Below are 17,510 nucleotides of genomic sequence, written 5' to 3'. Positions count from 1 at the left end.
CCATGGATCAGCCAGACCCCACATTGCGACCGGAAGCGCGGCCAGAGGATGCGGATCGCGCGTTGCGCCCACAAGAGTTGGATGCCTTTATTGGTCAAAGGGAGGCGCGTGCGAACCTGCGTGTGTTTATCGAAAGCGCGCGACGTCGTGGCGAAGCCATGGACCATACGTTGTTCCATGGTCCTCCCGGTTTGGGGAAGACCACTTTGGCGCAAATTATGGCGCGGGAGTTGGGTGTAAACTTCCGAATGACCTCTGGTCCGGTGCTTGCAAAGGCTGGAGATCTGGCGGCGATCCTTACCAACCTTGAAGCGCGGGATGTGCTTTTTATCGATGAAATTCATCGGCTTAATCCGGCGGTGGAAGAGGTTCTCTATCCCGCGATGGAGGACTTTGAACTTGATCTGGTGATCGGGGAAGGGCCGGCGGCGCGGACGGTTCGGATTGAGTTGCAGCCCTTCACCTTGGTGGGGGCGACAACGCGGTTGGGGTTGTTGACCACGCCGCTTAGGGATCGCTTCGGAATCCCGACGCGGTTGCAGTTTTATACCGAAGATGAGCTAAACGAGATTGTCACGCGCAACGCCAACAAATTGGGTGTGCCTGCACAGGACGGGGGCGCGCGGGAGATTGCGCGACGCTCGCGCGGGACGCCGCGGATTGCCGGGCGTTTGCTGCGGCGGGTGGTGGATTTTGCCTTGGTGGAAGGCGATGGGGTTATCACAAAATCCCTTGCGGATGGTGCACTTACGCGGCTTGGGGTTGATAATCTCGGGTTGGATGGGGCGGACCGGCGCTACCTGCTTTTCATTGCGGAGAACTATGCCGGAGGGCCGGTTGGGATCGACACGATCTCTGCGGCGCTGAGCGAAAGTCGCGACGCAATTGAAGAAGTGATTGAGCCGTTTTTGCTGCAACAAGGGCTTATTCAGCGCACGCCACGCGGGCGGATGTTGGCACAAAAGGCGTGGCAACATCTGGGGCTGAGTGCGCCGCGGCAACGGGAACAGAGCGATCTGTTTACCCCGCCGAGCAACGGCAAATAGGACGTCGGTATCACGTCGGTATTGTGACTGTTTCGCGGAGGTGCGGTTTTGAAAGTGGAAGATGTTAACGCGATGACGCTGACACCAGTGGCGGCATCGGGCGAAGCGGACGTGCGCAAGCTGAGCAAACAGGCAGCTGCGGTGTCTGACATCTATGCCGCACGATTTGGTATTGATCGGGATGCCACCTGGTATCTGGCCAAGATGACCGAAGAGTTGGGCGAGTTGCAGTCCGCCTATCTGGCGACACAGGGGGCACAACGGGGCAAGTTGTCTCAAGCAGAAGCACGCCAGAACCTGATCGATGAAACGGCGGACCTGTTTGGCTTCCTGATGGTCTTTGCCGATTGGCAGGGCATCGATTTGGCCGACGCCTTTGCGGCCAAATGGGGCCGCTACCTTCCCGATGAGGGGGAGTGAGGCGGGTTTGCCGTCGTGCAAAGCGGGCAAATCCGCATCAACAACGGCCCCGCTGCCGGGTGATTCCATGGCTGGCCTACGGGAAATCACAGGTTCTGCGCGGAAAAACCATGTCCAGAATGTGCCGTTTCCAATCAATTTGACCTTTCTGGGTTTGGTTAAATTTCAAGCTATCAAGGTATGTGTTGGCAAAGGCTAAACGCGCACCGCTTGAGCGGGTTTTTAGTCAAATCCACTCGCCTAAAGACTTGCCAAGAGAAGCCTTTGAAATGTCGTGGCTTGTGGCGAACCAGAGCCATGTGGGGGGGCTGATTGCTCGCAGAATTGTGTGTGAACTCTGCCTCGTATTTTGCCCGCATTTATGTGGGATAACTCTCAATTTTTAAGGGGTTTCGGAAGGTTAATTCCCTGTAAGGAAAGCCGAAACCGCCCGTTAAGGAAAACAGTTTTGGTTGAAGCTCAAGAGCGAGCCGGTGGGAACCTAATCAAGATCAGCGCTCTTCTCTGACCAACGAACTGAACTTCATACGGGTAACAGAAAATGCTGAACACATCTATCAAAGCCATGATGGCAGTTGGCGCTTTGGTGTCTATTGCGGGCTGCAAAAGCACCATTGAATCTTATGTTGAAAACGAAGTGGGCGACCGCCTGAATGACATGGCAGGGGACCGCCTTTACCTTGCGCATGGCGACACCACCTTGAACGGTCGGGTCCGCACCGCGTCCATGTCCACAGATGGCGATGGTATTGTGACCGGTGGCACCCCAGGCAGTGCCCGCAACGGCTCTTTGGAAATTGGTACCAACGTGGGCGAGTTGGAAACCCTGGAAATGAACAACGGCAGCACCACCACTCGGTTTGGCGCTGACGGCGACAGAATTGATGACGGCATGGACTCCTTGCTGATCACCGCGCGGTCTTCCAACGGTCAGAAACGCGGCTGGATGGGCAATGCGGATGCGTTGGATTTTGACCACCAGACCTTTGGCATGTGGGCCAACGGCGTGGGGACCTCCAACGGCAGCGTGAGTGTCGGCAGCTTTGGGGACCGCACCGCGACGGCGGATATGCCGAGCAGTGGCTCCGCGACATATTCCGGCCGCTCCGTCGGGATGGTTGTGACCACTGACGGCCGCGCACTTGTGGCGGAATCCCAGGTGGGCGTCACCACGTCTGACTTCTCCAGCGTCAGTGTTGCCAGCACCAATACCTACGTGCGCAATCTGTCAGGTGGCAACGCGTGGCGTGGCCAGCACCTGGATTTTGCCGGCACCGGCACTGTCGAAGGAAATGGTTTCACCGCGAACATCAACGGTGTAATTCCGTTTAGCGCGACAAGCTCCGGCACCATGGATGGCGCCTTCTATGGAGACAATGCGCAGGAAGTTGGCGGAACCTTCGAGATGAATGGTGCCATCGGCAATTACACTGGCGCGTTTGGCGGCAATTAAGAAATTCGTCTTACAAGGCGAAAGCGAACAGCTCCCCGCGTCAGCGGGGGGCAGCTCTAAAAAGAGCATTTGATTGGGGTGACCAGAATGGCCAAGGTACTGTCTAGAAAACTGCAAACATGTCTCCTGACGCTTGCACTTCTATGTGGGACAGCGGTCTTTCTGCCGGGACAGGCTGTCGCCAACACCCCATCGCCAACGGTCCTGGAAATTGAGCGGTCTTTTGATCAGGCCATGGCGGCATTGGATGCGGGACAGCCGGAGGCAGCGATCCCGCTTCTGCAGGATATTTTGGCCCTCGACCCCAAGCTGATCCGCGTGCGCCTTGAGCTTGCGCGGGCGTATTTTATGGCGCAGCAGTGGGCGCGGTCACGGGAAGAGTTTTTCCGGGTTTTGTCCGGCGATTTGCCGGAGCCTGTGCGCAAAACGGTTCTGTCGTTTATTCGTCAGATCGATGCGCGGCGCGGGTTTGACTGGGATCTGTCGATTGGTTTCACCACGGCGGGTGGCACGCGGACCTATGACAGCGATATTGTGAACGCCAATACCGCCTTTGGTGTGCTGCCGTTTTCGATCACCCGCGCGGACGAAGAGCGTTTGCCGGCGGTCACCGCCACCGGGGCGATGAACTTCCGGCGTGAATTGGGGCGCAATGCGGCCGGGACGACGACCTCTCTAGGGTTTGCCAGCCTTGGGTTTGACCTTTTGGAGGCTGAGGGGCGTCGGTATGACAGTTTGCAGCTGCGTGCCAAGTTTGGGTTGCGGTTGTTGTCTGAGAAGACCACCGCCTCCATTGCGCCTTTTGTGTCGACCCAATGGGCGGCGGGAGACCCTTATGAGGATCGTTTTGGTATTGAAGCGGCGTTTGAGCGGCGCAGTCTGATGGGCGGTTCGGCCTATGGTGGGCTGTCTTATGCCGTTGTCGACAACCGGGCGAATTCGGCGTTTGATGGACGGTTCATGTCCGCGCTGGCCGGGTTTCGGCGGTCGGTTGGTGGGCGGTCCATTGTCGGGACTGAACTGTATTATGAACGCCGCACCGCAGATCAGATGTGGGTTGGGCGTCAGGGCTATCAGAGCCTGAAGTGGAGCATATATTCCTCGGTGGATGTGGGACGGGGGTGGACTTTGTCGCCACGGCTTTATGTGCGGCATCGCGATGTGTTGGAGCAGCATGCGAGTTGGGTCAACAATGCGGATGAAACCGGGATTGGCGGCAGCTTGCGGGTGGAAAAGACCAATATGTTCTTTCCGGGGGGCTATACGCCGTATTTTCAGATTGATGCCGAACGCATGAGAAGTGATGTGGAGGCGTTCAATTCACGGGTCTTGGGGTTTCAGATTGGCGTGGAGCGTCGGTTCTGATCTGCGACAGCAAGGCCGAGGCGATGCCGGCGCCGATGATGAGGCTGAGGCCGAGCCAGGTGTAGGCGTCGGGCAGATCCTTAAAGACCAGCCAGCCAAGCGCCACGGCGCTGACCAGTTGTAGGTAGACAAACGGCGCGAGCACGGCGGCTTCGGCGCGGGCATAGGCAAACAGCAGCAGGAAGTTCCCGCCCATTGACAGAATGGCGCTGGTGGCGGTGAGACCAGCCAGCGTGGGTGTCATGGGAGGGATCTGGTTGAGGCAGAAGGGGGTCATCATCACCGCTGCCAGAAACAGCTGGGTGAAGAGCAGGCTGGTGGGGCGTGCAATCGGCGCGAGCCAGCGCGACGCCGTGAGGAAAGCGCCGTAGAACAGGCCGGCGGCCAGGGCCCAGAGCAGGCCGGGCGACATGTCAAAGCTGGGGCGGACGACAAGCATCACGCCCAGGAAGCCAAGGCCCATAAGCGCGCTGCGGGTACGGGTGACGGTTTCGCCAAGCAGCAGCACCGACAGCAGGTAGGAAAACAGCGGTCCAATGAAGAAGGCGGCAAAAACGTCGGCCAGTGGCGCGGATTGCAGGGCGGTCTGGATGCAGGTGATGCCACCGGTGAGCAGGGCGGCGCGCAGCCAGATGCGCCAATTGGCAAGCAGGCGGAGGGTCTCAGGGCGCAGCAGGGGCAGAGCGATGAGACTGCCAAGCACAAACCGCGACCAGGCGACAAACAGCGGGCTGGAGCCAAAGTCCTGGGTCATGAGTTTGCCCGCGGTGTCCCCGGCGGGGATCATCGACATGGCGACAAACATCAGGACAAAGGTTTTCCACATGCAAGCGGCGTAACATGTTTGTTCTGGGACAAAAAGTCTGTGTATTGGTGCGTGATTGCAAACAGAGAATTGCGGATCGGCGGGTTGAACCGGCGGGGGGCAAAAGGGTAAAGTTTTACACATGACGAAGGTATTTTCCCGCCGTGCGTTTTTGAGTTTGAGTGCTGCGTCGCTTGGTACGTCTGTTTTGGCAGATGCACCAACCCGGTCGTTGCGGCCTGTGTTGCGGCCGTCGTCGGGCAGGGCGCTCCCTAAGACGGCACCGGCTGCGGACGCCTTGATCCGCGACAGTGGGCTGACCGGTAAGGTCAGCTTTGCCGTGGCGCGAATGGGGGATGGCGCCGTTTTGGAGGGGCATCAGGCCAGCAGTGGTTTGCCGCCAGCCAGTGTCACAAAGATTCTCACCGCGCTTTATGCTTTGGCCTACCTTGGCCCCAATCATCGGTTCCAGACCACTTTGGTGGCGGTCGGCAATATCTCCAACGGGGTGCTTCGCGGCGATCTGGTGCTGCGCGGGGGCGGTGATCCAACGCTGGATACCAACGGATTGGCTGATCTCGCACGGACGCTGAAAGCGGCAGGTGTGCGGGAAGTCAGGGGGCAGTTTTTGGTCTGGGGCGGAGCCTTGCCTTCGGTCAAACGCATTGACAACAAACAGCCGGATCACGCGGGTTATAACCCGGCTGTGTCGGGCATCTCGTTGAACTACAATCGCGTGCATTTTGAATGGAAGCGTGGTTCCAACGGTTATTCTGTCGCCATGGACGGGCGCAGCGACAAATATCGGCCAGAGGTCGATGTGGCGCGCATGAAGATCGTGAAGCGTAGCGTGCCGGTTTACACTTACAAATCGCAAGGTGGGCGGGATCATTGGACCGTGGCCAGCGGGGCGCTGGGCAAAGGTGGTGCGAGGTGGTTGCCGGTGCGCGAGCCGGAGATCTATGCAGGCGAGGTGTTCCGGACTTTGGCGCGGGCGCATGGGATTGCCTTGAAAGCGCCAAAGAAAACCCAAACCCCGCCGCGTGGGGCGGTGCTGGCGCGCAAAAACAGCCCGGCACTGAAAGATATTCTGAAGGGCATGTTGAAGTATTCCACCAATCTCACCGCAGAGATGGTGGGCATGGCGGCGAGCCAGGCCCGCGGCGCGCAGCCCGGCTCGGTGAAGGCGTCCGCGGCGGCGATGAATGCCTGGGCGTCTCAAAGCCTGGGCATGGGCAGTGCGGCGCTGGTGGATCATTCGGGACTGGGCGAGAAGTCGCGCCTGCGGGCGGATGAGATGGCTCTGATGTTGGCACAGGCCGGGCGGCAGTCGGTGCTACAGCCCATTCTAAAAAGCATCGCGCTGCGTGACGCCAATGGCAAGGTCAACAAGGGCCATCCGTTGAAAGTCTTGGCCAAGACCGGCACCCTGCATTTTGTCAGTGCTTTGGCGGGCTATGTGACCACGCCGGATGGACGCGACCTTGCGTTTGCGATTTTTGGCGCAGACATTGGTGCGCGGGACCGGTTGATTGGGCCGGATCGCGAGCGGCCTCAAGGGGCGCGGACCTATAACGGGCGTTCCAAGAAGTTGCAGCAGAAGCTGATCGAGCGCTGGGGCACGGTATACGGCGCTTGATTTGACTTGGCACGCGTAATGCGTGCAATTTTACTCCCCAACCCCTTCTCCCTATTCAAATTTCTTGACGTGCCCCGATCCGCGCGTTGATAATTTTTTCAATGGGTTCGCGGATGTCTGATCTGAGGCATCGCGGGCTGAGAGGCACTGTACCGCGCTCTGGCCGGCGGGCTGCAAGGTTTCGGTAACAAGTTCGAATTAATTTTAAATGAGAGTTTAATGGCCCGGTGCCAAATGGGCTGACAGGTTGCGGGAAGAGACGTGCGGAAACGCGATAGGCTAGATGAGTTTGCGTTCTTGGAAGAGGTCCAGATGGGCATCTTTGTGCTGGAAGTGGCCGAAGATGGTTTGCCGCGCTATTTGATGATGAACCGCTTGGCGCGCGAAACCGCACAGCTGGAACCGGAGTTTGTTGTTGGCAAAACCGCTGCGGAAATATTTGGCGGTATCACTGGTGAGAGGGCGCTAAAAAAGCACCTTGGCGTGATCGAAAGCGGAGAGCCGGCGACCTATGAGATCACCTTTCCCTTTGCCAAAAACGTCATGGAAATTCGCACGACGCTGACGCCGATTTATTATGAAGACGGATCGCTGTCGCATGTGTTGGGCTGTTCGGCGGATATTACGTCCGAGAAGCAGCGGGATGCGGCGCTGGCGTTGACCAAGATTGCCAAAGAAAAGGCGGAGCAAGCCAATAAGGCCAAGGAGCAGTTTCTGGCCAATATGAGCCACGAGATCCGCACGCCTATGAACGGTATTATTGGCATGTGTGATCTGTTGCGGGAAACTGCGCTGAACAACCGACAAAAGCTGTATTCCGACACAATCTCCAGCTCGGCCAATGCGCTGTTGGACATCATCAATGATGTGTTGGATTTCTCCAAGATCCAGGCTGGCAAGCTGTCGATCCATGACGCGCCGTTTTCGCTCAGGGATCTGGTGGCGGAGATTGCCACGTTGCTGAGCATTCGGGCCGAGGCAAAGGGCTTGAAAATTCACGTGAAATACGCGGATGAAGTGCCCTCCAACTTTTTGGGGGATGCCAGCCGCGTGCGCCAGGTGCTTTTGAACCTGATTGGCAATGCGATCAAGTTTACCGAGGCGGGGCAGGTGGATGTTCTGGTGTCCTATGATCCGGACGCCAAACGCTGGCCGCTCAAGCTGGCTGTGCGGGACACCGGGCCGGGTATTCCTGACGCGGAAAAGGACATGATTTTCTCTGCCTTTGAGCAGATCGACAATCTGGCGACGCGACGGGAGGACGGCACCGGGTTGGGGCTGACCATTTCGCAGGCGCTGGTAGAGCGTATGCACGGAAAGATCGAGGTCGAGAGCGAAGTTGGCAAAGGGGCCACGTTCACGGTGTCTCTGGCGTTGCCGGTCACCGAAGAGGTCGTCGAGGTGCAGGAAGTCGAGGAGCTGCTGATTGCGTCTTATCCGCCGATGGAGGTGCAGGCAGGGCGGTTGGAAGAGGCGCCACAGCCGCCGCCGGGCGCGCAGCTTAAAGGCAAAAAAATTCTGGTGGCGGAAGACAATCGCGTGAACCAGTTGGTGATCAGCAAGATGTTGGGACCAACCGGCGCGGAATTGCAGTTTGTGCCGGACGGGCAGCAGGCGGTGGATGCCTATAAGGCCGGAGAATGCGACCTGATCCTGATGGATCTGTCGATGCCGGTCTTGGGCGGGTTGGAAGCCACGCGGCAAATCCGAGCCTATGAAAAAAATGCGGCACGGCCAGCGTGTAAGATCATTGCAGTGACAGCCAGTGCGCAGCCGAGCGATGCGGAAGCCTGCATGGCGGCCGGGATGGATGACTTTCTAAGCAAACCGTTCCGCAAAGGGGAGTTGATCTCCATTATTGAGTGGTGAGGCGCGTGCGCATGGCCTCGCCTTTGAGGCGGACGGAAGGCATTTGACGCAACCCATAAGAGTGTCTCAATCAAATTGTCACCTTAGCTCTTTGTTGGCCTGTCAAAACTGTCATGTTCGTGGCGCGCAAATTGCCGGTTTCGCCGTTATTGAAACAGTTTGGTAACACTTTCTTAGCTAAGAATCGTAGGAAACTCCCTTCCGCCTTTGAGGTGGTGAAGATGTGGCAGGACACGGCGTGACGCAATTGGATTTCCCGGACAACTTCGCGCTTTTGGATGCGATGCCAACCCCGATTTTTGTCTTGAAAGTCGGTGATGATGGGATGCCTCGGTACGTCATGATGAACGCAACCTGTTGCAAGATGGTTGAGCGTCGTCTTGAGGATATTGTTGGGAAGACTGCCTTCGAGATTTATGGCGGCTCCATGGGCGAGCGCGCGCTGGCGCAACAGCTTTCAGTTATGGAGGCGGCCGAGCCGACCACCTATTCAGTGTGTATTCCCTTTCCTCATCGAGTGCTTGATTTGCGCACGACTTTGACGCCGATTTTTGATGGCACCGGTGCCATGACGCATTTGATTGGCTTCTGCATTGACGTGACCTCAGAGAGGGAGCGGGATGAAGCGTTGGAGTTGACCAAAATTGCCAAAGAAAAGGCTGAGGAGGCCAGTTCTGCAAAAGAGCGGTTTTTGGCAAATATGAGCCATGAAATCAGAACGCCAATGAATGGCATTCTGGGCATGTCAGAGATGATGCTCGAGACCGGGCTTTCGCAGCAGCAGCAGCTGTACGCAGATACCATTCACACCTCCGCCAATGCGCTGTTAGACATCGTGAATGACGTGTTGGATTTCTCCAAAATTCAGGCGGAGAAGATCTCTTTGGCCCAGGAGCCTTTTTCGCTGTTGCAGGTGATTATGGAGGTCACCACGCTTTTAAGCACGCGCTCAGAAGCAAAAGGGTTAGATCTGCATTTGGAATATGCCCCAATGGTGCCACATGGGTTCATTGGAGACGCCAAGCGCATTCGGCAAATTTTGCTGAACCTGATTGGCAATGCGATCAAGTTTACGGAAGAGGGACATATCAAAGTCACTGTGAGCCATGACGCAAACGACGATGTGTATCCGTTGACTTTATCGGTATCGGACACGGGCATAGGGATTGCGCAAAACGAGCAACAGGACATTTTTGCGGCCTTTGAGCAGGTGGAAAACCCTGCGGCGCATCGCGAAGATGGTACTGGCTTGGGGTTGGCTATTACGCAGGCGTTGGTTGAGCGCATGGGTGGGGCCATCTCCGTTCAAAGTGCAGAGGGGAAGGGGGCAACTTTTGCTGTTCGTTTGAACCTGGGCGAGGCTGGAGAGGCTGACTTGCGTGCGGCGGGCCGTTCAGATTTTGACAAGCGGGCAACACAGTTTGCGGCTAACTCCCAAGTTGAGGCAGTGACGCCAGAGTTGGTGGCGGTCGATATACCCTCACTATCTGGTCGCAAAATTCTGATTGCGGAAGACAACCGCACCAACCAGTTGGTGGTGCGCAAGATGCTGGATCCGACGGGCGCGGAATTGCACTTTGTCCCGGATGGGCAGCAAGCGGTGGATGTCTATAAGGCGACGGGGTGTGACCTGATCCTGATGGATCTGTCGATGCCGGTGCTGGGCGGGCTGGAGGCCACACGGCAAATCCGGGCGTTTGAGAAAGACGCGGCGCGCCCGGCGTGTAAAATTATCGCCTTGACCGCCAATGCACAGCCCAGCGATGCAGAGGCCTGTATGGCCGCCGGGATGGACGACTTTTTGAGCAAACCCTTCCGGAAAGGCGAGTTACTTTCTGCTGTTGCAGGTTAGGAGTGTTGTTCAGTTTTAGGAATTAGATGCAGTTTCAAGAAAACAGCTAAGCTGTTACAACAAAAGTCGTAAATGCGCAGGTTTTCCTGTGCTTGAACCAATTCTGATTTTAGAATTTATTAACCAAACGCTGTGAATTTATGGCGGATTTTAGAGACGCCGCGCATACGGTTTGATCCATCGGTGATGAGCCGGTTCGGGTGGATGTGCGCAGGGGCACCAAGGGGATAACTTTGAAAGACAGCGAGCAGATCGATCCGTTTGCCTTATTGGACTCGATTGCGTTCTCCGTGTTTGTTCTGGAGGTTGGCGACGATGGTATGCCGCGGTATGTGGCGGCCAATGCGCCGGCGCTGGAGTATACCGAGTTCACGTGGGACGAGGTTGTCGGAAAGACCGCGCTTGAGGTGTTTGGCGGCGTTGTCGGCCAGCGCGGGTTGGCGCATCATCTGAACGTTGTGGCGCAGGCCGAGGAGGTGACCTATGAGGTGCCTTTCCCGCAGGCCAACCGTGTGGCGCTGATGCGCACGACCTTGAGCCCGTTGTTCAACCGCGCGGGCAAGCTGACCCATCTTGTGGGGTCGTCCATGGATGTATCAGCCCACAAGGAGCGTGATGATGCATTGGAGTTGACCCGGATCGCCAAAGAGAAGGCCGAGCTGGCGGTGCGCGCCAAGGAGCGCTTTCTGGCCAATGTGAGCCACGAAATCCGCACGCCGATGAATGGCATCATGGGCATGTGCGAGCTGTTGCGGGAGACCGCGCTGAACGATCAGCAGCGGCTGTATTCCGAGACGATTTACAATTCCGCCAATGCGCTGCTGGAAATTGTGAACGACGTGCTGGATTTCTCCAAAATCCAGTCGGAAACGATTTCATTGCATGAAGAGCCGTTCTCGTTGCGGGATTTGATCTCGGAAACAGTCACATTGTTGAGCACGCGCGCCGAGGCAAAAGGGTTGGTTCTGATCGAGGACTATCCAGCGGAGGTGCCGGCGGCTTTTGTTGGTGATGGGACGCGGGTGCGCCAGGTGGTGCTCAACCTGATAGGTAATGCAATCAAATTCACCGCGAACGGTCATGTGAGCGTTGGAGTGACCTACGAGGCCGGCGCAGCGCGGCCGTTGCGGATCGCGGTGACAGACACGGGTGTTGGCATTGCGCCAGAAGACCAAGAGACGGTGTTTGCGGCGTTTGAACAGGTCGATCGGCCGGAGATGCAGCGGGAAGAAGGCACTGGTTTGGGGCTGGCGATCACCCGCGCAGTTGTGGAGCGCATGGGCGGCAAAGTGTCGGTGCAAAGCACACGGGGCGAGGGGGCGACGTTTAAGGTCTGTTTGAACTTCCCGACCGCCACCTTGGCAGAGGTGCGGGCGGCGCGGGATCGGGCAGAGGCGCTTGGCGACACCGATCAACCGCCGCGCCTGGACTTTGAATTTGTGTCCTCGCCAGAACGTGTGCCAGCGGACGCAAGTGCTCTGCCCAACCTGAAAGGGCTGAGAGTGCTGGTGGCGGAAGACAACAAGACCAACCAGTTGGTGGTGAAAAAGATGTTGGCGCCGACTGAGGCGGAGTTGACCTTTGTCGAAGACGGGCAGGAGGCTGTGGCGGCTTTTAAGGCGGGCGATTGGGATGTGGTTCTGATGGACCTGCTGATGCCGGTCATGGGGGGGCTGGAAGCCACGCGCAAAATTCGCGCGCTTGAGACTGAAAGAGATCAGAAACCGTGTAAAATCATCGCGCTGACAGCCAACACGCAACCGAGTGACATTGATGCCAGTCTGGAGGCGGGGATGGATGACTTTCTGAGCAAGCCGTTCCGCAAGCGGGAGCTGTTGTCGATGATCGCCGCGGACGAGCGGTCATCAGGCGAGACCTGATAACCGCAGGTTTGTGTCAGACCATATGGCGGGCGCGGGCGCCACGCTCGATGCCTGCGGCGTGCAGACGATCGATTTCCAGCTCGTAGCGGATTTCTTCCAAGATACGCAGTTCGGTTTCTGCCAGCGTGCCATCTGCGGCGGCGACATCGCAGGCGAGCGCATAGGCGGTTTCAAACAGGTGCGCAGGCAGGTCGTGACGCACCAGACCAAACAGCGCGGCGAGACCGTCCTCTTGTTCAAAGAGTTCAAACACCAACTGGCTGACGTGCTGCATGCGGTCGATGTCATATTCAGCAAACACCGGCAGGTTGTTCACGGCGACCTGAATTTTAACCAGCTCTGCGGTGCGGATGTTTTCGTCAGAGGCCGACACGGCAATCATCACGGCGACAAGGCAGTCTTGTGGCGTGAGGGTGGTTGGGGTCTTATCCGGCACTGGGAATTCCTTTGAAATAACCTTGTTGCGGTGCAGAATATTGACTGACCCCGCAAGGAGCAATAGGAAGCGGCGGATTGTCAGGTGCAATGAGGCGCTTGGCATGATTTTGCTGAAACCAATCCCGACATCGGAGATGGACAATGTCTGACCTGCGCGACGCAGCCCTCGTATCCAAAGCCTGGCCCTTTGAAGAAGCGCGCAAGCTTCTCAAACGCTACGCAAAGGGTGCGCCGGAGAAGGGATACGTGCTGTTTGAGACAGGCTACGGTCCATCCGGCCTGCCGCATATCGGCACCTTTGGCGAAGTGGCGCGGACCACGATGATCAAAGTGGCGTTTGAGGCGATCAGCGACATTCCGACCAAGTTGATCTGTTTCTCCGACGATTTGGACGGGATGCGCAAGGTGCCATCCAATGTGCCCAATCCAGAGCAGCTTGAACCGTATCTGCAGATGCCGCTGACCTCGGTGCCGGATCCATTTGGCACGCATGACAGCTTTGGCGATCACAACAACGCCATGCTGCGCCGGTTCCTGGACACGTTCAACTTCGAGTATGAGTTCTATTCGGCCAAAGAGTTCTACGCCTCGGGTCAGTTTGACGAGATCCTGAAGCGCGCGGTGGAACGCTACGACGAGATCATGGCGATCATGCTGAAGTCCTTGCGCGAAGAGCGTGCGGCGACCTATTCGATCTTCCTGCCGCTGCACCCGGAAACCGGCCGCGTGCTGTACGTGCCGATGAAGAAAGTCTGTGCGGAGACCTACACTGTCACCTTTGATGATGAGGATGGCAAAGAGTGGACTGTGCCTGTGACCGGCGGCAATGTGAAATTGCAGTGGAAGCCGGACTTTGGCGCGCGCTGGGCGGCGTTGGGCGTCGACTTCGAGATGTATGGCAAGGAACACGCGACCAACGAGAAGATCTATGATGCGATCTGTCGTGCGTTGGGCGGGCGTCAGCCGAACCACTTCTCATATGAGCTGTTCCTCGACGAAAATGGCCAGAAGATTTCCAAGTCTTCGGGCAACGGTGTGTCGATTGACCAGTGGCTGACCTATGCCTCCACGGAGAGCCTTGCGTACTTCATGTACCAGAAGCCGAAGACCGCCAAGCGGATGCATTTTGATGTGATCCCGAAGGCGGTGGATGAGTATCACCAGCAGCTGCGCGCGTATCACACGCAAGACATCAAGGCGCAGCTGAACAACCCGGTATGGCACATTCACGGCGGCGACGTGCCGCAGAGTGATATGGTGGTGCCATTCTCGATGCTGCTCAATTTGGCGTCGGCGTCTTCTGCGGAAGACAAGGCGACCATGTGGGGCTTCATCAACAAGTATGCGCCCGATGCGACGGCGGAAACCCATCCGGGTATGGATGCGGCGGCGGGCCATGCGGTCAGCTACTTCAATGACTTTGTGAAGCCGGCAAAAGAGTACCGTGCACCGACCGATCAGGAGCGCGCGGCGCTGGAAGATCTGGCCGGGGCGTTGAGCTCTGCGGAGACAGCGCTGGCGGTGATTGCTGCGAAGAATGCCAAGATGGGCAACGATGATCCGTTGCCAGAACCCGATTTTGGAGACGAAGAGTTCCTGCAGTCCATCGTGTTTGCGATTGGCAAAAACCACGGGTTTGAGCCGCTGCGCGATTGGTTCAAGGCAATCTATGAGGTGCTGCTGGGCGCCAGCCAGGGGCCGCGCTTTGGGGGCTTTATTGCGCTCTACGGGGTAGAAGAAACCGTGGCGTTGATCCACAAGGCACTGGCCGGAGAGTTGGCTGCGGCTGAGTAAAACCCGCTTTGTCAGCAACGTTTTGAAAGGCTCCGCTTTGGCGGGGCCTTTTGGTTTTGGGGTAGCGGCACAGGGCTTGAATTGATCTGGGGGCAGCTAAGCGGCGTAGTCTTTTGCAAGGGAGGTGCGCCATGAAACATGTTTTGCTCGCAATTGTGGTTGTGATGGAGTTTGCCCGAACTCAAGGCGCCAAAGCGCAAGAGGGCGGTGCCGCCACAGAAATCCAGACGGTGATCAACAGTCAGATGGCGGCCTTTGCCAAAGATGATTTTGCCGATGCCTTCACTTTTGCTGCCGACAATATTCAGCGCATGTTTGGCACGCCGGAGAACTTTGGCGTGATGGTCAAACGCGGCTATCCGATGGTGCATCGAGCCGAGGATGTGCGGTTCGGTGAGTTGCGGGCCGAGGGGAATGCGTTGTGGCAGCGGGTATTGGTGAAAGACGGTGCAGGCGTGGTGCATGCACTGGAGTATCTGATGATCAGCGATGGTGACAGCTGGCGCATTGCGGCGGTGCAATTGGTGCAGCCAAAAGGCGTGGGCGCCTAGCGGGTTCGGGCCTCACGCCAGACCAGAATGGCGGCGGCGCAGAGGATGATGCCTGCACCCAGCCAGCTGATCGTGTCTGGCAGGACGGAGAACACGGCTGCGTCATAAAGCGCGGCAAATGCCAGAGATGTGTAGAAAAACGGGCTGACAAAACTCGCGTCGGCCATGCGCATGGCGTTGATGAAACAGGTCTGCGCCGAGGCCATCAGCAGGCCGATGCCCGCCAGTGCCGCCCATTGCTGCAAAGTTGGCATTTGCCAGACGAAGCCGGCGGCCACCGTGGCGATGGTCAGGCCAATGGCGTTGTTGATCAGCAAGATTTGGAAAGGGCGTTCGCGGCCGGTGAGTTTCTTGATGAAGATCAGCTCGCCACCCATGGCAAAAGCCGCGCCCAAGGCCAGCAGGGCGCCAAACTCGAGCGCGCCCGTGCCCGGGCGGGTCAGGACCATAGCCCCAGTGAAAGCGAGGGCGGCGGAGCCCCAGCGCCAGGGGCCGATCTTCTCGCCTAGAAACGGGATCGCCAGAAGCATGCCCACCACCGGGTTCAGAAAGCTGATCGCGGTGGCGTCTGACAGTGGGATGAAGGCGGCGGCGGCAAACATGAGTGTCACGCCGCCCCAGCCCAAGGTCGAGCGGCCAATGTGCAGCCCCCAGTTGGGGCGCGTGATTTTGGGGCGGACAATCATCGCAGCAGTGGCGAACCCCAAAAACGCAAAGAGAAAGCGCCCGTGGCTGATTTGCAGCGGGTGGAGCTCTGGCCCCAAGGCACCAGTGCCCAGTGCCTTCGCCAGCAAAGTGGTGCCCGCCGCAAAGGCGGAGGCGGCCAAGGTCAGCGCGGCGGCAAGGGCCGGATTGGTGCGGGGCAGGGACTGTTCGCTCATGAGCCGGTTATGCGCCTGCGGTTTGGCACTGACAAGTGGGGGTTTTGAGTGCCTTATACGGTGCAGGCGCCTCTGCCGATTTGCGCAGATGTCACAAATTTTGCGCGAAACGAAAGTTCGGGGTTCCCATTTGTCGCCGATGTCTCTAGGCAGGGCGCATGATCAAACGCACAGATATCCTCTTTGTACGACGCCGACGCGCTATTGCGTGACCGGCCCTTGATCCCTTGCGCTGCAAAGTGGCGCACAACCTCTCAAAAACATTGACGTAAATGCCCCAAGTGATGCAGTCACAAAGGCTCATGATCTAAAAAGGAAGATCGACATGATCCCGTCCGTTTTGCCGACGTACAACCGCGCCGCCCTCACGTTTGAGAAGGGCGAAGGAAGCTGGATGATCGAGGCGGATGGCCGACGTTTTCTGGACTTGGGGGCGGGCATTGCTGTGAATGTGCTGGGCCACGCCAATCCGGTGTTGGTGGAGGCGCTGACCGCGCAAGCCGGTAAGCTGTGGCATGTGTCCAACCTCTATAACATTTCGCAGCAAGAGGCGCTGGCGGACAAGCTGGTCGCCACCACCTTTGCCGATACGGTGTTTTTCACCAACTCCGGCACCGAGTGCTGTGAATTGGCGGTGAAGATGGCGCGTAAGTATTGGCACGACAAAGGTCAGCCGGAGCGGGTGGAGATCATCGCCTTTGAAGGCGCGTTCCATGGTCGGAGTTCTGCCGGTATTGCGGCAGCGGGCGCGGAGAAGCTTGTGGCGGGCTTTGGACCGTTGTTGCCGGGGTTCCACCAGGTGGCCTGGGGCGATTTGGACGCGGCTAAGGCGCTGATTTCTGATCAGACGGCGGCCATCATTGTGGAGCCGGTGCAGGGTGAAGGCGGTATCCGTCCAATGGCGGATGAGGACCTTAAGGCGTTGCGGGCGATCTGTGATGAGGCGGGGATCCTGTTGATCATGGATGAAGTGCAATGTGGCGTGGGCCGGACTGGCAAACTGTTTGCGCATGAATGGGCCGGAGTGACGCCGGACATCATGATGGTGGCCAAAGGCATCGGTGGGGGCTTCCCGCTGGGCGCGGTGCTGGCGACGGAAGACGCCGCAAGCGGCATGGTCGCGGGCACACATGGCTCGACCTACGGCGGCAACCCGTTGGCTTGCGCTGTGGGGGGCGCTGTGATGGATGTGGTCGCCGATGACGCGTTTTTGGCGGAGGTGAACCGCAAGGCGGGCTTGCTGCGTCAGAAGCTTGAAGGGCTGGTCGCCGGGCATCCCGAGGTGTTTGAAGACGTGCGTGGCACCGGGCTGATGCTGGGACTGAAGTGCTCCAAAGCGGCTTGCGGCGACGTTGTGGCAGCGGGCTATGACCATGAGGTTGTGACCGTGCCTGCGGCGGACAATGTGGTGCGTTTGTTGCCACCTTTGAACATCACAGATGAAGAGATTGCCGAGGCCGTTGAGCGGCTGGAGAAGGCGGCAGCGCAAGTGGGCGCAGAAGGTTAAGGACTAT

The 17,510-nt window shown here is 58.0% G+C and carries 14 protein-coding genes; 11 read left to right on the top strand and 3 right to left on the bottom strand.

Annotated elements, in window-relative coordinates:
* Positions 1-2: 2 nt before the first annotated feature.
* The 4 genes from ruvB to SIB92_RS10200 all read left to right on the top strand — a co-directional run bounded on the left by ruvB (position 3) and on the right by SIB92_RS10200 (position 4,284).
* Entirely contained in the window at positions 3-1,046 is a 1,044-nt protein-coding gene (gene ruvB, locus SIB92_RS10215; protein WP_412555679.1) for a Holliday junction branch migration DNA helicase RuvB, read from the top strand.
* 72 nt (positions 1,047-1,118) lie between these two features.
* Positions 1,119-1,466 carry a hypothetical protein gene (locus SIB92_RS10210; protein WP_412555678.1) on the top strand — a complete coding sequence of 116 codons (348 nt, stop codon included), beginning with the start codon at positions 1,119-1,121 and terminating at the stop codon, positions 1,464-1,466.
* 541 nt (positions 1,467-2,007) lie between these two features.
* Complete coding sequence (locus tag SIB92_RS10205; protein ID WP_412555677.1) at positions 2,008-2,919, top strand: transferrin-binding protein-like solute binding protein; 912 nt, start codon at positions 2,008-2,010, stop codon at positions 2,917-2,919.
* A gap of 87 nt (positions 2,920-3,006) precedes the next feature.
* Positions 3,007-4,284 carry a tetratricopeptide repeat protein gene (locus SIB92_RS10200; protein ID WP_412555676.1) on the top strand — a complete coding sequence of 426 codons (1,278 nt, stop codon included), beginning with the start codon at positions 3,007-3,009 and terminating at the stop codon, positions 4,282-4,284.
* Here the strand turns inward: SIB92_RS10200 and SIB92_RS10195 are convergent.
* On the bottom strand, positions 4,235-5,110 hold the full coding sequence (locus SIB92_RS10195) for a DMT family transporter (protein ID WP_412555675.1): 876 nt from the start codon (positions 5,108-5,110) through the stop codon (positions 4,235-4,237). The two genes, SIB92_RS10200 and SIB92_RS10195, sit on opposite strands and share 50 nt — an antisense overlap.
* Positions 5,111-5,231: 121 nt before the next feature.
* On the opposite strand from SIB92_RS10195, the gene dacB reads away from it, so the two are divergent.
* The 4 genes from dacB to SIB92_RS10175 all read left to right on the top strand — a co-directional run bounded on the left by dacB (position 5,232) and on the right by SIB92_RS10175 (position 12,329).
* Complete coding sequence (gene dacB / locus SIB92_RS10190; protein ID WP_412555674.1) at positions 5,232-6,728, top strand: D-alanyl-D-alanine carboxypeptidase/D-alanyl-D-alanine-endopeptidase; 1,497 nt, start codon at positions 5,232-5,234, stop codon at positions 6,726-6,728.
* Between the two features lie 261 nt (positions 6,729-6,989).
* Complete coding sequence (locus SIB92_RS10185) at positions 6,990-8,597, top strand: ATP-binding protein (RefSeq protein WP_412555673.1); 1,608 nt, start codon at positions 6,990-6,992, stop codon at positions 8,595-8,597.
* Positions 8,598-8,835: 238 nt separating this feature from the next.
* Positions 8,836-10,449, top strand: coding sequence for an ATP-binding protein (locus tag SIB92_RS10180; RefSeq protein ID WP_412555672.1), 1,614 nt, complete (start codon positions 8,836-8,838; stop codon positions 10,447-10,449).
* A gap of 233 nt (positions 10,450-10,682) precedes the next feature.
* The gene (locus tag SIB92_RS10175; protein WP_412555671.1) at positions 10,683-12,329 is read left to right on the top strand and encodes an ATP-binding protein; all 1,647 of its coding nucleotides are present in this window, start codon (positions 10,683-10,685) and stop codon (positions 12,327-12,329) included.
* Between the two features lie 16 nt (positions 12,330-12,345).
* On the opposite strand, the gene SIB92_RS10170 is transcribed toward SIB92_RS10175, so the two are convergent.
* Positions 12,346-12,714 (bottom strand): tellurite resistance TerB family protein, encoded by a 369-nt coding sequence (locus tag SIB92_RS10170; protein ID WP_168591386.1) that lies wholly within the window; start codon positions 12,712-12,714, stop codon positions 12,346-12,348.
* Between the two features lie 197 nt (positions 12,715-12,911).
* On the opposite strand from SIB92_RS10170, the gene SIB92_RS10165 reads away from it, so the two are divergent.
* Positions 12,912-14,564, top strand: a complete 1,653-nt coding sequence (locus tag SIB92_RS10165) for a lysine--tRNA ligase (protein ID WP_412555670.1) — start codon at positions 12,912-12,914, stop codon at positions 14,562-14,564.
* 131 nt (positions 14,565-14,695) lie between these two features.
* Complete coding sequence (locus tag SIB92_RS10160) at positions 14,696-15,115, top strand: DUF4864 domain-containing protein (protein WP_412555669.1); 420 nt, start codon at positions 14,696-14,698, stop codon at positions 15,113-15,115.
* On the opposite strand, the gene SIB92_RS10155 is transcribed toward SIB92_RS10160, so the two are convergent.
* Positions 15,112-15,996 (bottom strand): DMT family transporter, encoded by an 885-nt coding sequence (locus SIB92_RS10155; RefSeq protein WP_412555668.1) that lies wholly within the window; start codon positions 15,994-15,996, stop codon positions 15,112-15,114. The genes SIB92_RS10160 and SIB92_RS10155 overlap by 4 nt on opposite strands.
* 325 nt (positions 15,997-16,321) lie before the next feature.
* On the opposite strand from SIB92_RS10155, the gene SIB92_RS10150 reads away from it, so the two are divergent.
* Positions 16,322-17,503 carry an aspartate aminotransferase family protein gene (locus tag SIB92_RS10150; RefSeq protein WP_412555667.1) on the top strand — a complete coding sequence of 394 codons (1,182 nt, stop codon included), beginning with the start codon at positions 16,322-16,324 and terminating at the stop codon, positions 17,501-17,503.
* Positions 17,504-17,510: the final 7 nt, after the last annotated feature.

This window comes from Shimia sp. MIT1388 (assembly GCF_047124445.1).
Classification (GTDB): Bacteria; Pseudomonadota; Alphaproteobacteria; order Rhodobacterales; family Rhodobacteraceae; genus Shimia.
The sequence above is the reverse complement of the archived record's forward strand: the minus strand, read 5'-3'. Positions and strand labels throughout refer to the sequence as shown.

Excerpts from the sequence above, each read along its gene's own strand:
- ruvB (WP_412555679.1), top strand. The coding sequence starts at position 3 with ATGGATCAGCCAGACCCCACATTGCGACCGGAAGCGCGGCCAGAGGAT.
- SIB92_RS10210 (WP_412555678.1), top strand. The coding sequence starts at position 1,119 with ATGACGCTGACACCAGTGGCGGCATCGGGCGAAGCGGACGTGCGCAAG.
- SIB92_RS10205 (WP_412555677.1), top strand. The coding sequence starts at position 2,008 with ATGCTGAACACATCTATCAAAGCCATGATGGCAGTTGGCGCTTTGGTG.
- SIB92_RS10200 (WP_412555676.1), top strand. The coding sequence starts at position 3,007 with ATGGCCAAGGTACTGTCTAGAAAACTGCAAACATGTCTCCTGACGCTT.
- SIB92_RS10195 (WP_412555675.1), bottom strand. The coding sequence starts at position 5,110 with ATGTGGAAAACCTTTGTCCTGATGTTTGTCGCCATGTCGATGATCCCC.
- dacB (WP_412555674.1), top strand. The coding sequence starts at position 5,232 with ATGACGAAGGTATTTTCCCGCCGTGCGTTTTTGAGTTTGAGTGCTGCG.
- SIB92_RS10170 (WP_168591386.1), bottom strand. The coding sequence starts at position 12,714 with ATGATTGCCGTGTCGGCCTCTGACGAAAACATCCGCACCGCAGAGCTG.
- SIB92_RS10165 (WP_412555670.1), top strand. The coding sequence starts at position 12,912 with ATGTCTGACCTGCGCGACGCAGCCCTCGTATCCAAAGCCTGGCCCTTT.
- SIB92_RS10160 (WP_412555669.1), top strand. The coding sequence starts at position 14,696 with ATGAAACATGTTTTGCTCGCAATTGTGGTTGTGATGGAGTTTGCCCGA.
- SIB92_RS10155 (WP_412555668.1), bottom strand. The coding sequence starts at position 15,996 with ATGAGCGAACAGTCCCTGCCCCGCACCAATCCGGCCCTTGCCGCCGCG.
- SIB92_RS10150 (WP_412555667.1), top strand. The coding sequence starts at position 16,322 with ATGATCCCGTCCGTTTTGCCGACGTACAACCGCGCCGCCCTCACGTTT.